Here is a 12,782-nt window from a genome sequence, read left to right as displayed (position 1 = left end):
TTCAGGCCGGCTGCCGCCACTCGCGTAGCAGTTCGATGAAGGCGCGCAGCTTGGCCGGTACGTGGCGGCGGTTCAGGTAATACAGCCACATCGGCGGCAGCGGCAGGCAACTGCCAGGCAGCACTTCCACCAGGCGCCCGGCGGCGAGGTCCGCGGCGACCCGCTCGCGGATGAATGCCTGGGCGATCCCTGCGCCGGCGCGGGCCGCCTCGATGATTGCCTCGGTGTCGGTGCTGACGAAGCGTGCCGGCAGGTCCACTTCCAGTTCCCGCCCGTCTTCCCGCAAGCGCCACTTGTGCAGGCGGCCGCTGCGCGGGAAACGGAAGCGCACGGCGGCATGCCCATCGAGGTCGGCGACGCTGGCCGGCGTACCGTGCTCTGCGAGGTAGGCCGGAGTGGCCACCAGCAGGCACGCCAGCGGCGCTGTCAGTTGCACCCCGACCATGCCCGGCTGCAGGGCGTCGGCCAGGCGGATGCCGGCATCCAGTCGTTCCCTGACGATATCCACCAACTGGTCCTCGTAGCGGATCTCCAGTTGTACCTTCGGGTAGCGTCGCACGAACTCGTTGAGCATCGGTGCGATCACCAGGTTCTTCGCCAGGTGCAGGGCGCTGATGCGCAGCTGCCCGGAGGGTTCCGCGAGGCTTTCGCCGAGCGCTTCGCGGGCGCGCACCAGGTCGCGGTAGGGCTGTTCGGTCTGTTCGTGGTAGCGCTGCCCGGCCTCGCTCAGGCTGACCCCGCGGGTGGTGCGGTGGAACAGCTTGAGACGCAGCTCGGCTTCCAGTTGGTTGATCGCCTGGCTCACCGCTGCCGGCGTCACCCCGAGCAGGGCGGCGGCGCGGGTGAAGCTGCCGGTGTCGGCGACCTGCCTGAAGACATGCAGGCCGGCGAGGGGATCGCGTCGATTCATTGTTAGAAAAACTTGAAAGTCTACGTAGGAGAAGGCCGGTTCTGTTAAAGCTTCGACCTTTCTAGACTGGCCCGCAAGCACTCGATGAGGACGCCGGCCATGTCTACCCACCTGTCTCTGCAACATGCCCAACGCTGCATCGCGGCGGCCATTGCCGAAGCGCAGCGGCAGCGCCTGGCGGTCTGCGTCGCGGTGGTCGACGCCCATGCCAACCTGCTGGCGTTCGTACGGATGGACGATAGCGTTCCCGGTGCCATCGACCTGGCCCAGCGCAAGGCGCGCAGCGCCGCGCTGTTCCGCCTGCCCAGCGGCGAGCTGGGCCGACTCGCCGGGCCGGGCCAGCCGTTGTGGAGCATCGAGCAGAGCAACGGCGGGCTGGCCTGCTTCGCCGGCGGCATGCCGCTGGGCGATGCCGGCGGTTCCTGCCTGGGTGGCGTCGGCGTCTCCGGCGCCAGCGCGGCCCAGGACCAATCCATCGCCGAGGCCGCCGTGGCCATGGCAACAATCCAGAGGTAATCGAGATGAAACAGAAGCGAATCCTGGTGACCGGGGCCGGCAGCGGCTTCGGTCGGGAAGTGGCGTTGCGCCTGGCCGCCCGCGGCCATCGGACGATCGCCGGCGTGCGCGGCGCCGGGCAGGCCGCCGACCTGCGCGAAGAGGCCGGGCGACGTGGCGTCCCGCTGCGGGTGGAAACCCTCGACATCACCGTCGCCGCCGATCGCGAACGCGCCTGGGAATGGGATATCGACGTGCTGCTGAACAACGCCGGCAGCGCCGAGGCCGGGGCCAGCGCGGAGATCCCGCTGGAACTGGTGCGCGCGCTGTTCGAGACCAACGTGTTCGCCAACCTGGAACTGACCCAGGGTTTCGTCCGGCGCATGGTCGAGCAGAAGCGTGGCGGCAAGGTGCTCTTCGTGTCGTCCATCGCCGGCCTGATCACCGGACCCTATACCGGCCCCTACTGCGCCTCCAAGCATGCCCTGGAGGCCTTCGCCGAGGCCCTGCATGCCGAACTGAAGCCGTTCGGCATCCAGGTTGGCACCGTCAATCCCGGCCCGTACCAGACCGGCTTCAACGATCGCATGATGGAAACCTGGAAACGCTGGTACGACCCGCAGCGCCACTTCACCGACCACAGCGGCGTGCGCTTTCCCTTCGAGCAGTACGATCCGGAGGAAATGATCGCGCGGATGGTCGAGCTGGCCGAGGCCGACGAAGGACCGTTCCGCACCCTGTTGCCGGAAGCTTTCGTCGAGGTGGTCAAGGACGAGCAGGCGCAGGCCTGGCAGCGCCGCCTGTAGCGGTCTGCCGCTGCGCCGGGGAGGGCGGCGGCCGGATCGGCGGCCGCCGCTTCGCTCAGCCCCTGCGCAGCAGGACCCGGGTCACCCGGCGTTCTTCCACTTCCACCACCCGCAGTTCCCAGTCCTGCCACTGCAGGCGGTCGCCGATCACCGGCAGGCGGTCGAGCAGGCTCATCACCAGCCCGGCGAGGGTCTGGTAGTCCTCCGTGGCGCGCGCGTCGAACCCCACGCGTCGACGCACCTGGCTGAGGTTCATGGCACCGCTGACCAGATAGCCGTCGTTCTCCTCGACCACGTCCGGACCGTCGATCTCACTGGCGTCGGGCAGCTCGCCGGCGATGGATTCGAGAATGTCGGTCAGGGTCAGCAGGCCGATGAACTCGCCGAACTCGTTGACCACGAAGGCCACGTGGGTCGAGGCCTCGCGCATCTGCTCCAGGGCGTTGAGGATCGAGCAGTCCTGCAACAGGTTGAGCGGCTGGCGGGCCAGGCTTTCCAGGTCCGGCTGGGCGCCGGCGAGCAGCTCCTTGAGCAGTTCCTTCTTGTGCACGTAGCCCAGCGGCTCCTCGACGCGCCCGTCGCGCACCAGCGGCAGGCGCGAGTAGGACGATTCGAGCAGCGCCGCGCGGATCGCCTCACGGCCGCTGTCGAGGTCGATGCAGTCGACCTCGGCGCGTACCGTCATCAGGCTGCGGATGGGCTTCTCGGCCAATTGCAGCACGCCGCTGATCATCACCCGCTCGCGGCGGTCGAAGACCACCTGGTCGTCGCCCTCCTCGAACAGGTCGGCGACTTCCTCGCCGACCTCGTCGGCCTCCAGGCGCTGGCCGCCGAGCAGGCGCAGCACCGCATGGGCGGTACGCGCGCGCAGCGGGCGGTGGCCCTGCAGGCTCTTCTTGCGGCGCTTGCGGGCGACCTGGTTGAACACCTCGATGAGGATCGAGAAGCCGATGGCCGCGTACAGGTAGCCTTTCGGGATATGGAAGCCCAGGCCCTCGGCGGTCAGGCTGAAGCCGATCATCATCAGGAAGCCCAGGCACAGCATGATCACCGTCGGGTGACGATTGACGAAGCGGGTCAGCGGCTTGCTGGCGACGATCATCAGGCCGATGGAGACGATCACCGCGATCATCATCACTTCCAGGTGCTCGACCATGCCCACCGCGGTGATCACCGCGTCGAGCGAGAACACCGCGTCGAGCACCACGATCTGCGCGACGATCGGCCAGAACAGCGCGTAGGTCTTGTTGCCGGCGTGCTGGGCGACATGGCCTTCGAGGCGTTCGTGCAACTCCATGGTGGCCTTGAACAGCAGGAACACGCCACCGAACAGCATGATCAGGTCGCGGCCGGAGAAGCTCTTGCCGAATACCTCGAACAGCGGCTCGGTGAGGGTCACCATCCACGAGATGCTCGCCAGCAGGCCCAGGCGCATCAGCAGCGCCAGCGACAGGCCGAGGACCCGGGCGCGGTCGCGCAGGTGCGGCGGCAGCTTGTCGGCGAGGATCGCGATGAACACCAGGTTGTCGATGCCGAGGACGATCTCCAGCACGATCAGGGTCGCCAGGCCGAGCCAGGCAGTCGGGTCAGCTATCCATTCCATGTGCGCTTACCTCCCGGTCCGGCTGGCCGTCGCGCTGGCGCGACGCTGCACGGCGCGGCTGCGGCAGCCGGCGGTGACGGAGGGGGACGAGGCGAGGGATTCGGCGTCGAGGGGCGGACGCAGGTGGCGAAGGCGAAGCGGGGAGGGTTGTCCGGAAGGACGACTGGGGGGCTCCGAAAGGGTGGTCATGATGGCCATTGAGAGTCAAAGGGAAGTCGATCCTACTGTGTCGCGGGCCCTCGCCACAGCGGGAAACTATTACAAAACCTTAGGCGAAACCCGTGCCGGCGCTAGACTGGGCGGAACCCCGCCACTGCGAGCAGACATGAGCACCGAGGATTTCGACGCGATCACCGCCACCACCCTGGCCGACTACCAGCGCAACGCCGAAGGCTTCCGCGAGGGCACCCGCGGCCATGACGTGAGCCAGAACGTCGAGGCGCTGCTGCGCCATATCGACGGGTCGCCGCCGTACCGGATCCTCGATTTCGGCTGCGGTCCCGGGCGCGACCTGGCCACCTTCCGCCGCCTCGGCCACCAGCCGGTGGGACTCGAAGGCACGCCGCGCTTCGTCGAGATGGCCAGGGCCGACAGCGGTTGCGAGGTATGGCAACAGAATTTCCTGGCGCTGCGACTGCCGGCCGGGCACTTCGACGGCATCTTCGCCAACGCCAGCCTGTTCCATGTGCCCGGCAGCGCCTTGCCGCGGGTGCTCGGCGAACTCTTCGAAGCGCTGCGGCCGGGCGGCGTGCTGTTCAGCTCCAACCCGCGCGGCGACAACCGCGAGGGCTGGAATGGCCAACGCTACGGTGCCTACCACGATTACCCGGCCTGGAAACGCCTACTGGAGGAAGCCGGTTTCGTCGAGCTGGAGCACTACTACCGGCCGCCGGGCCTGCCGCGCGAGCAGCAGCCCTGGCTGGCGAGCGTCTGGCGGCGCCCCGTCTGAAGGCGCTACAGGGTCTGCCGGTGCGGCGTGCCGAGCACGCTGCGGTACTGGTCGAGGCGCTTCGGCGAGAGGTCGCTGCGTTCCAGGCTGTCGAGGGCGTAGGACTTGATTTCGGCGTCGCTGTAGGGGCGCTCGACGCTGCGCGGCGGGTTGGCGCAACCGGCCAGGACGACCAGGCTGGCGGCCAGGGAGACGATCAGGGACTTGCTCATGGCGGATTCCTCGAAATGTTCCTCGATGCTATCGGTGGTCCCCCCTGTCCAGGAAATCAGGCCTATTAATAATGAATATCTGGCGAATTGAGTCTAGGTCCCGCCAGCCGTGGGTTCTAGTCGACCAAAGGCGAGGTTGTGGCGGCATGTTTCGCCAACCGGCCGCGCGCTCGCGGTCCGGTCGGCTAGGGGGTTCAACCGGCCGCCTGCGGCAGGCTCGGGTAGTCGGTGTAGCCGGCGGCGCCGCCACCGAAGTAGGTCGAGCGGTCGCCGTCGGCCAGCGCCAGGTCGTGCTCCAGGCGGTAGGGCAGGTCGGGGTTGGCGATGAACGGCCGGCCGAAGCCGACCAGGTCGGCCCAGCCCCTGGCCAGGGCTTCCTCGGCGCGCGCCTTGGTGTACATGCCGGAGTAGATCAGGCTGCCACGGTAGACGATGCGCAACGCTTCCTTGAACGCCGCCGGCATGGCCGGGGCGTCTTCCCAGTCGGCCTCGGCGATGTGGATGTAGGCCACGCCGATCTCGTCCAGTAGCCGCGCCGCGGCCAGGTAGGTGGCTTGCGGGGTGTCGTCGACCGCGCCCTGCAGGGTGGTCAGCGGCGCCAGGCGCACGCCGATGCGCTCCCTGCCGACCACCGCGGTGACCGCCTCGGCGACTTCGCGGAGGAAGCGCAGGCGGTTCTCCAGCGAGCCGCCGTATTGGTCGTTGCGCGCATTGGCCTGGGAGTCGATGAACTGGTTGATCAGGTAGCCGTTGGCGCCGTGCAGTTCGACCCCGTCGAAGCCGGCGTCGAGGGCGTTGCGTGCGGCCTGGGCATAGTCGGCGACGATCTCCCGGATTTCCTCCACTGCCAGTGCGCGCGGCGCCGAGTGCTGGACCATCTCGCCGCCGCCGGCCTGCGCTCCGCGGCCCTGGGGATCGACGAAGACCTTCACGCCTTCGGCCACCAGCGCCGAGGAGGACACCGGGGCGGCGTTGCCCGGTTGCAGCGAGGTGTGCGAGACCCTGCCGACGTGCCAGAGCTGGGCGAAGATGCGCCCGCCGGCGGCGTGCACCGCGTCGGTGACCTGGCGCCAGCCGGCGACCTGCTCGGCGCTGTGGATGCCCGGCGTCCAGGCGTAGCCCTGGCCCTGCCGGCTGATCTGGGTGCCTTCGGAAACGATCAGGCCGGCGCCGGCGCGCTGGCTGTAGTACTCGGCCATCAGCGCGGTGGCGACTTCGCCACTGGCGGCGCGGGAACGGGTCATCGGCGGCATGACGATGCGATTGGGGAGGGTCAGGTGGCCAAGGGCATAGGGGCTGAACAGCATGATGGCGATCTCGCTCGTGAGGCCGGCCGCGGCGCGGCGTACTGGAAGAAGGTGGGCGCATTATTGGCGGAACGATTCGTGCGAAAAACAGCTGCCGGGGAAAATGACACTTGAGTTCAATTCATGAATGCCCGGATAGCGCGGGCGCACCGAGGGAGGAGGAATGGCCTATGACGCGCTGCGTCAGGCGGGTAGGGCGAATAACGCCCCCGGCGTTATCCGGCGAGCGGAATCGCAGGCGGGTGAGAAATGTCGGATGAAGCATCGCGCCCTGCGCCAGGCGGGCAGGGCGAAGAGGGCGCTCCGGCCTATTGCAGGCCGTACTTCTTCACCTTGTCGAACAGCGTGGTCTTGGCCATGCCCAGGTCCTGGCTGGCCTGGGTCAGGTTGCCGTGGTGGCGAGCCAGGGCGTCGCCGAGCAGGGCCTTCTCGAATGCCTCCACCGCTTCGGCGAAGCGCGGGCCGCCGGTCTGTACGGCCTGGCCGCCCTTGTTGAACACCGGCAGGCCGAGGGCGAAGCGTTCGGCGACGTTGCGCAGTTCGCGTACGTTGCCCGGCCAGTCGTGGGCCATCAGGCTGGCCACGGTGGCACGGTCGAGTTCCGGCGCGGGGCGGTCGAAGCGCAGCGAGGACTGCTGGAGGAAGTGTTCGAAGAGCAGCAGGATGTCCTCGCGGCGGTCGCGCAGCGCCGGCAGTTCCAGGCTCACCACGTTGAGCCGGTAGTAGAGGTCGCTGCGGAACTGGCCGCTCTTGCCCATGGCGGCGAGGTCTGCCTTGGTCGCCGCGATCACCCGGCAGTCCACCGGGATCGACTGGTTCGAGCCGAGGCGTTCCAGGGTGTGTTCCTGCAACACCCGCAGCAGCTTGATCTGCAGGTTGACCGGCATGCTCTCGATCTCGTCGAGGAACAGCGTGCCGCCGTTGGCATGCTCGATCTTGCCGATCCGCCGCTTGTTGGCACCGGTGAAGGCGTGCGCCTCGTGGCCGAATATCTCGCTGTCGAACAGGTTCTCCGGCAGGCCGCCGCAGTTCAGCGCGACGAAGGCATGCTGGTGGCGCCGGCTATAGTCGTGGAGGCAACGCGCCACCAGCTCCTTGCCGGTGCCGGTCTCGCCGAGGATCAGCACGTTGGCCGAGGTGTCGCCGACGTTGGCGATCAGCTCGCGCAACGCCTGGATCGCCGGCGAGCGGCCGATGATCCGTTGCGCCAGGTCCTGGCGGCCGGCCAACTGGCGACGCAGCGCGCTGACCTCGCGGGCCAGCCCGCGCTGCTCCAGGGCGCGGCGGGCGACCTCGACCAGGCGTTCCGGAGAGAAGGGCTTCTCCATGAAGTCGTAGGCACCGGCGTGCATCGCCTGTACCGCCATGGAGATGTCGCCGTGACCGGTGATCAGCACCACCGGCAGGCTCGGGTCGAGGGACTTGAGACGCTCCAGCAGGGTCAGGCCATCGATGCCGGGCAGGCGGATGTCGCTGACGACGATGCCGGCGAAGTCGCGGTCGACCCGTTGCAGCGCCTCCTCGGCGCTGCCGACGCCGATGCAGGGGATGTCCTCCAGCTCCAGCGCCTGCTGGCAGCCGAGCAAGACATGCGGATCGTCTTCGACGATCAGGACGGAAAGCGGCTCGTTCATCGGGCGGGACTCGCAGTCGGGGAATCGGGAACCAGGGACAGGCTCAGCTCGAAGGCGGTTCCGCCGCTTTCGGGGTGCTGCACGCTGAGGCTGCCGCCGGCGGCGGTGGCCAGGCTGGCCGAGAGGGTCAGGCCGAGGCCCAGGCCATGTTCGCCGGGCTTGGTGGTGAAGAAGGGTTCGAACAGGTGGACGCGCGCCGCCGGCGGGATACCGGGGCCGTTGTCGCGCACGCGCAGGACGTAGCGCTCCTCCTCGCGCCGGCCTTCCAGCCAGAGCTGGCGGTCGGCCTGCCCGCTCATGGCGTCGAGGGCGTTGGCCAGCAGGTTGACCAGGATCTGCTCCAGGCGGGTCTGGTCGATGCCCAGGCGCACATCGTCGAAATGCCGGTGCAGGGTCGGCGGGTCCTGCTCCAGGCGCCCGTGCAGGATCAGCAGCGCCGCGTCCACCGCCTTGGCCAGGCTGGCCTGGCCGGCGTCGTCGCTGCGCCGGGCGAAGGCACGCAGGCTGGCGGTGATGCGGCCCATGCGGTCGACCAGTTCATTGATGGTGGCGAGGTTGGTGCTGGCGGTCTCCAGTTTGCCGCGCTGGAGGAAGCGCACGGTGTTGCCGGACAGCGTACGCAGCGCCGCCAGTGGTTGGTTGAGTTCGTGGGCGATGCTGGTGGACATCTGCCCGATCACCGCCAGCTTGCCGGCCTGGACCAGTTCGTCCTGGGCCTTGCGCAGGGTGTCCTCGGCCTGCTGGCGCTCGTGGATCTCGGCGGTCAGGCGTGCGTTGCTGGCCTGCAGGTCGGCGGTGCGTTCGGCGATCTTCACTTCCAGCTCGCCGTTGGCCCGTTGCAGCGCCTCGCGCGCAGCGAGGCGGGTGGCGAGTACCTTGCGCCGCTCGTTCCAGGCGATCAGCAGGAATGCCAGGAGGGCGAAACCGATGGCGGCCAGCATGCCGTTGCGCACCGCGTCGCGGCGCAGGTCTTCCAGCGGGCTGAGCAGGGTCAGGTTCCACGGCGTGTCATTCAGCGCGCGGGTCTGCGCCAGGTAGGTGACCGCTTCGCCGCGCGGGTGCTGCTCATCGGCGGGGAAACTGAGCTTCTCCACTCCGGCGGCCAGCGGCTCGCGCAGCAGCGGCTGCCACTCGTTCAGCGCCCACCAGTAGTACTGCATGCTGCGCGCCAGGCGCTCCTTGTCGTCGGCGCTCAGGGAGCGCACCGCCTTCAGGCGCAGGGCAGGGTTGCTGGAGAGGATGATGATGCCGTTCTCGTCGCTGACGAAGGCTTCCAGGCGCGCCTTCTCCCAGCGCTCCTCGAGGGCGTCCATCTTCACCTTGACCACCGCCACGCCGATGATCCGGCCGCCGTGGACCAGGCCGTGGGCCAGGTAGTAGCCCGGCTCGCCGCGGGTGCTGCCGATGCCGTAGAAGCGGCCCGGCTTGCCCTTCATCGCGTCCTGCCAGTAGGCGCGGAACGACAGGTCCTCGCCGAGGTAGCTGTCCGGGTCGCTCCAGTTGCTGGTGGCCAGGACCCGGCCGTTGGTGTCCAGCAGGTACACCGCGCGGCTGCCGGCGCGGCGGTTGAGGCCTTCGAGGTAGGCGTTGACCTGGTTGCGCCGGTATGGCGTCGGGTCGGTGAGCAGGTGACTGACGCTGCGCTCCAGCTCCAGCAGGCTGGGCAGGTAGGTGTACTTGCTGATCTCGCTCTCGACCGTCCGTGCATGCAGCTCCAGCTGGCGTTCGCCATTCTCGGCGAGGGCACGGATGCCGGCGCTCTCGCTGATCCGGTAGCCGCCGTAGCCGAAGCCGAGCATCAGCAGGAGCAGGGGAATGGGGAGCAGCAACTGGCGGACGAGGCGGGGCTTCACGGTCAGTGACGGAGGTACGCTGCAGGGCGGGTCGGGGGATTCCATCACAGTCGTCGCGGCTAGGCCAGCCCGCCGCCACGATGGGCGGCGGAGCGGGCGGTTTTCCGGCACGGCCGGCAGGCGGCGCCGGAAGGGTTCACTCAGTATTCCCAGAAGATCCGTTGCAGCTCCTTGCTGTCCTGGGTCTTGGTCATCGCGACCGCGGCCAGGATGCGCGCCTTCTGCGGGTTCAGGTCGTGGGCGACGATCCAGTCGTTCTTGTCGTCCGGCTGCTCGGCGTTGCGCAGGACGAAGCCGCCGGCATTGACGTGCGAGGAGCGGATGATCTGCACGCCCTGCTTGCGCAGTTCCTGCAGGGTCGGCACCACGCGCGCGGGCACCGAGCCGTTGCCGGTGCCGGCATGGATGATCGCCTTGGCGCCCGCCTGGGCCAGGGCCTTGTAGGCGGTGTCGCTGACGTTGCCGTAGCTGTAGGCGATTTCCACCGGAGCCAGCGCGGAGATCTGCTTGATGTCGAACTCGGAGTTCACCGTGTGCCGCTTCACCGGTGCGCGGAACCAGTAGCTCTTGCCCTCGACCACCATGCCCAGCGGGCCCCACGGGCTCTTGAACGCTTCGGTCTTGATGTTGACCATCTTGCTCGCGTCGCGGCCGGAGAGGATCTCGTCGTTCATGGTGATCAGCACGCCCTTGCCGCGTGCCGACTTGTCGCCGGCCACCGCCACGGCGTTGTACAGGTTGAGCATGCCGTCGGCGGACATCGCGGTGCCCGGGCGCATCGAGCCGACCACCACGATAGGCTTCTCGGTGTGCTCGACCAGGGTCAGGAAGTAGGCGGTCTCTTCCAGGGTGTCGGTACCGTGGGTGATCACGATGCCGTCGACGTCGTCGCTATCGGCCAGCTTGGCGACGGTCTTGCCCAGTTCCAGCAGGTTCTCGTTGGTGAAGCTTTCCGAGGCGATCTGGAACACCTGTTCGCCGCGGACGTTGGCGATGTCCTTGAGCTGCGGCACGCTGGCCAGCAACTGGTCGACCGGCACCTTGGCGGCGGTGTAGGTGGCGCTGTTGGCGGCGCTGGCGCCGGCGCCGGCGATGGTGCCGCCGGTGGCCAGGATGACCACGTTGGACAGTTTCTGTTGCGGTGCGACTTCCTTGGCCTGGGCGGCCTGCGGCAGCAGGAGCATCAGGGCCATAACACCGGGGGCGAACGCGTGGAGCAATGGCTTCATGGCGATATCTCGTGTCGGTAGGTTGGTAGGGTTATCGTCGTTGCACGCAATCAGGCGCGGGCGGCGGGCCGCCCGCCGTCCTGTCAGGGTTTCACCACCAGGCCGACGCCGCGGCCACGGGGATCGGAGGCGGTCTCCAGGGCCTTGCCGTCGACGCGGATGGCCTGGATATCGCCCATGTTCCAGCCCTGGTCCTCCAGGGTGTAGCCCATCGCCTTCAGCTCCTCGGCGACCTTGCCGGCGAGCGGCGCGTAGGCGTCGTAGTAGATCGTGTCCTTGGGCAGCAACTGGTGGTGCACGCGCTGCGCGGCCACGGCCTTCTCCAGCGGCAGGTGGAAGTCGTAGATGTTGTTCAGCACCTGGAAGATCGAGGTGAAGATCCGCGAGCCGCCGGGAGTGCCGACCACCAGGCTGACCTTGCCGTCGCGGGTGACGATGCTCGGGCTCATCGAGGAGAGCATGCGCTTGCCCGGCTCGATGGCGTTGGCGTCGCTGCCGACCACGCCGAAGGCGTTGGCCACGCCCGGTTTGGCGCTAAAGTCGTCCATCTCGTCGTTGAGCAGGAAGCCAGCGCCCTTGACCACCACGCCGCTGCCGAAGTCCCAGTTGAGGGTGTAGGTGTTGCTCACCGCGTTGCCGTCGGCGTCGACGATGGAGAAGTGCGTGGTCTGGTGCGGCTCCAGGCCGGGACGGACCTTCTCGGTCGGCGAGATCGCCGTCGGATTGACCTCGGCGGCACGCTGCTTCAGGTATGCCGGATCGGTCAGGCGCGCCACCGGGACCTTGGAGAAGTCCGGGTCGCCGAGGTAGTCGGCGCGGTCGGCGAACACGCGTTTCTCGATCTCCGCCAGCAGGTGGATGTAGCGCGCGGAGTTCAGCTCGACGCCCTTGAAGTCGGCGGCACGGTTTTCCTTGATGCCCAGCAACTGGGCCAGGGCGATCCCGCCGGAGCTTGGCAGCGGCGCGGTATAGAGCGTGTTGCCCTGCCAGTCGACGCGCATCGGTTCGCGCCACCTGACCTTGTAGTCGGCGAGGTCCTGGTGGGTGATCAGTCCCTTGTCCTGCTGCATCTGTGCCACCAGCAGGTCGGCGGTATGGCCTTTGTAGAACTCGTCCGGGCCCTTGTCGGCGATACGCTCCAGGGTCTTCGCCAGGTCCGGCTGGAGGAACGCCTCGCCGGCCTTCATGTGGCCGAAGTAGTCGCCGAAGTTGGTCTTGCCGTTGAACAGGGCGACGGCGTCCTGGCGGTACTGGAACTGCTTGTCGGCGACCTTGAAGCCCTTTTGCGCGTAGCCGATGGCCGGGGTCAGCAGCTCGCTCCAGGGCAGCTTGCCGAACCGCTTGTGGGCTTCCCAGAGGCCCATCACGGTGCCCGGCACGCCAGCGGCCTTGGCGCCGACCAGGCTGAGGTTCTCGATCACCTCGCCCTTGTCGTCCAGGTACATGGTCTTGCTCGCGGCCTTCGGCGCCACCTCGCGGTAGTCGAGGAAGTACGGCTTGCCGTCCATGTACAGGGTCATGAAGCCGCCGCCGCCGATGTTGCCGGCCTCGGGGTAGGTGACCGCCAGGGTGAAGGCGGTGGCCACCGCGGCGTCCACCGCGTTGCCGCCGGCCTTGAGGATCTGCGCGGCGACCTTGGCGCCGTACTCGTCGGGCGCGGCGACGGCGCCGCCGTCGAGCGTGGCGGCGAAGGCCGAGGAGGATGCGGCGGCAATGGCGACGCCGAGGGACAGGGTTCTGAAGAGCACAGGTTGCATGGGCTTTCCCTATTTATTGTTATCGCA

At 68.1% G+C, this 12,782-nt stretch carries 11 protein-coding genes; 3 read left to right on the top strand and 8 right to left on the bottom strand.

The features are described 5' to 3' along the window. Position 1: 1 nt before the first annotated feature. A complete protein-coding gene (locus tag LJF27_RS07685) occupies positions 2 to 910 on the bottom strand; it encodes a LysR family transcriptional regulator (RefSeq protein ID WP_003109254.1) in 909 nt (302 codons plus the stop codon). Between the two features lie 84 nt (positions 911 to 994). On the opposite strand from LJF27_RS07685, the gene LJF27_RS07680 reads away from it, so the two are divergent. Further along, positions 995 to 1,426 (top strand): GlcG/HbpS family heme-binding protein, encoded by a 432-nt coding sequence (locus LJF27_RS07680; protein ID WP_003082743.1) that lies wholly within the window; start codon positions 995 to 997, stop codon positions 1,424 to 1,426. 5 nt (positions 1,427 to 1,431) lie between these two features. After that, the gene (locus LJF27_RS07675) at positions 1,432 to 2,211 is read left to right on the top strand and encodes an SDR family oxidoreductase (RefSeq protein ID WP_023101408.1); all 780 of its coding nucleotides are present in this window, start codon (positions 1,432 to 1,434) and stop codon (positions 2,209 to 2,211) included. Positions 2,212 to 2,266: 55 nt separating this feature from the next. Here LJF27_RS07675 and LJF27_RS07670 read toward each other — a convergent pair whose 3' ends face one another. Further along, positions 2,267 to 3,814 carry a TerC family protein gene (locus LJF27_RS07670; RefSeq protein WP_003082751.1) on the bottom strand — a complete coding sequence of 516 codons (1,548 nt, stop codon included), beginning with the start codon at positions 3,812 to 3,814 and terminating at the stop codon, positions 2,267 to 2,269. A 325-nt stretch (positions 3,815 to 4,139) separates the two neighbouring features. Here LJF27_RS07670 and LJF27_RS07665 point away from each other — a divergent pair, with 325 nt between their 5' ends. Beyond that, positions 4,140 to 4,763 carry a class I SAM-dependent DNA methyltransferase gene (locus LJF27_RS07665; RefSeq protein WP_003449511.1) on the top strand — a complete coding sequence of 208 codons (624 nt, stop codon included), beginning with the start codon at positions 4,140 to 4,142 and terminating at the stop codon, positions 4,761 to 4,763. Between the two features lie 5 nt (positions 4,764 to 4,768). On the opposite strand, the gene LJF27_RS07660 is transcribed toward LJF27_RS07665, so the two are convergent. The 6 genes from LJF27_RS07660 to ggt form a co-directional block, all read right to left on the bottom strand. Then, entirely contained in the window at positions 4,769 to 4,975 is a 207-nt protein-coding gene (locus LJF27_RS07660) for a hypothetical protein (protein WP_003086874.1), read from the bottom strand. Positions 4,976 to 5,169: 194 nt separating this feature from the next. Further along, positions 5,170 to 6,282 carry an alkene reductase gene (locus LJF27_RS07655; RefSeq protein ID WP_003109249.1) on the bottom strand — a complete coding sequence of 371 codons (1,113 nt, stop codon included), beginning with the start codon at positions 6,280 to 6,282 and terminating at the stop codon, positions 5,170 to 5,172. 308 nt (positions 6,283 to 6,590) lie between these two features. After that, entirely contained in the window at positions 6,591 to 7,916 is a 1,326-nt protein-coding gene (locus LJF27_RS07650; RefSeq protein ID WP_003104097.1) for a sigma-54-dependent transcriptional regulator, read from the bottom strand. After that, complete coding sequence (locus LJF27_RS07645) at positions 7,913 to 9,814, bottom strand: sensor histidine kinase (protein WP_003140368.1); 1,902 nt, start codon at positions 9,812 to 9,814, stop codon at positions 7,913 to 7,915. Before LJF27_RS07645 ends, LJF27_RS07650 begins: the two co-directional genes overlap by 4 nt. Before the next feature lie 95 nt (positions 9,815 to 9,909). Continuing rightward, complete coding sequence (locus LJF27_RS07640; protein ID WP_003104093.1) at positions 9,910 to 10,998, bottom strand: asparaginase; 1,089 nt, start codon at positions 10,996 to 10,998, stop codon at positions 9,910 to 9,912. Positions 10,999 to 11,081: 83 nt separating this feature from the next. After that, on the bottom strand, positions 11,082 to 12,755 hold the full coding sequence (gene ggt, locus LJF27_RS07635) for a gamma-glutamyltransferase (RefSeq protein WP_003086881.1): 1,674 nt from the start codon (positions 12,753 to 12,755) through the stop codon (positions 11,082 to 11,084). Between the last annotated feature and the right edge of the window lie 27 nt (positions 12,756 to 12,782).

The sequence above is a fragment of the Pseudomonas sp. 203-8 genome (assembly GCF_020708595.1).
Classification (GTDB): domain Bacteria; phylum Pseudomonadota; class Gammaproteobacteria; order Pseudomonadales; family Pseudomonadaceae; genus Pseudomonas; species Pseudomonas aeruginosa.
The sequence above is the reverse complement of the archived record's forward strand: the minus strand, read 5'-3'. Positions and strand labels throughout refer to the sequence as shown.

Excerpts from the sequence above, each read along its gene's own strand:
- LJF27_RS07685 (WP_003109254.1), bottom strand. The coding sequence starts at position 910 with ATGAATCGACGCGATCCCCTCGCCGGCCTGCATGTCTTCAGGCAGGTC.
- LJF27_RS07680 (WP_003082743.1), top strand. The coding sequence starts at position 995 with ATGAGGACGCCGGCCATGTCTACCCACCTGTCTCTGCAACATGCCCAA.
- LJF27_RS07675 (WP_023101408.1), top strand. The coding sequence starts at position 1,432 with ATGAAACAGAAGCGAATCCTGGTGACCGGGGCCGGCAGCGGCTTCGGT.
- LJF27_RS07670 (WP_003082751.1), bottom strand. The coding sequence starts at position 3,814 with ATGGAATGGATAGCTGACCCGACTGCCTGGCTCGGCCTGGCGACCCTG.
- LJF27_RS07665 (WP_003449511.1), top strand. The coding sequence starts at position 4,140 with ATGAGCACCGAGGATTTCGACGCGATCACCGCCACCACCCTGGCCGAC.
- LJF27_RS07660 (WP_003086874.1), bottom strand. The coding sequence starts at position 4,975 with ATGAGCAAGTCCCTGATCGTCTCCCTGGCCGCCAGCCTGGTCGTCCTG.
- LJF27_RS07655 (WP_003109249.1), bottom strand. The coding sequence starts at position 6,282 with ATGCTGTTCAGCCCCTATGCCCTTGGCCACCTGACCCTCCCCAATCGC.
- LJF27_RS07650 (WP_003104097.1), bottom strand. The coding sequence starts at position 7,916 with ATGAACGAGCCGCTTTCCGTCCTGATCGTCGAAGACGATCCGCATGTC.
- LJF27_RS07645 (WP_003140368.1), bottom strand. The coding sequence starts at position 9,814 with ATGGAATCCCCCGACCCGCCCTGCAGCGTACCTCCGTCACTGACCGTG.
- LJF27_RS07640 (WP_003104093.1), bottom strand. The coding sequence starts at position 10,998 with ATGAAGCCATTGCTCCACGCGTTCGCCCCCGGTGTTATGGCCCTGATG.
- ggt (WP_003086881.1), bottom strand. The coding sequence starts at position 12,755 with ATGCAACCTGTGCTCTTCAGAACCCTGTCCCTCGGCGTCGCCATTGCC.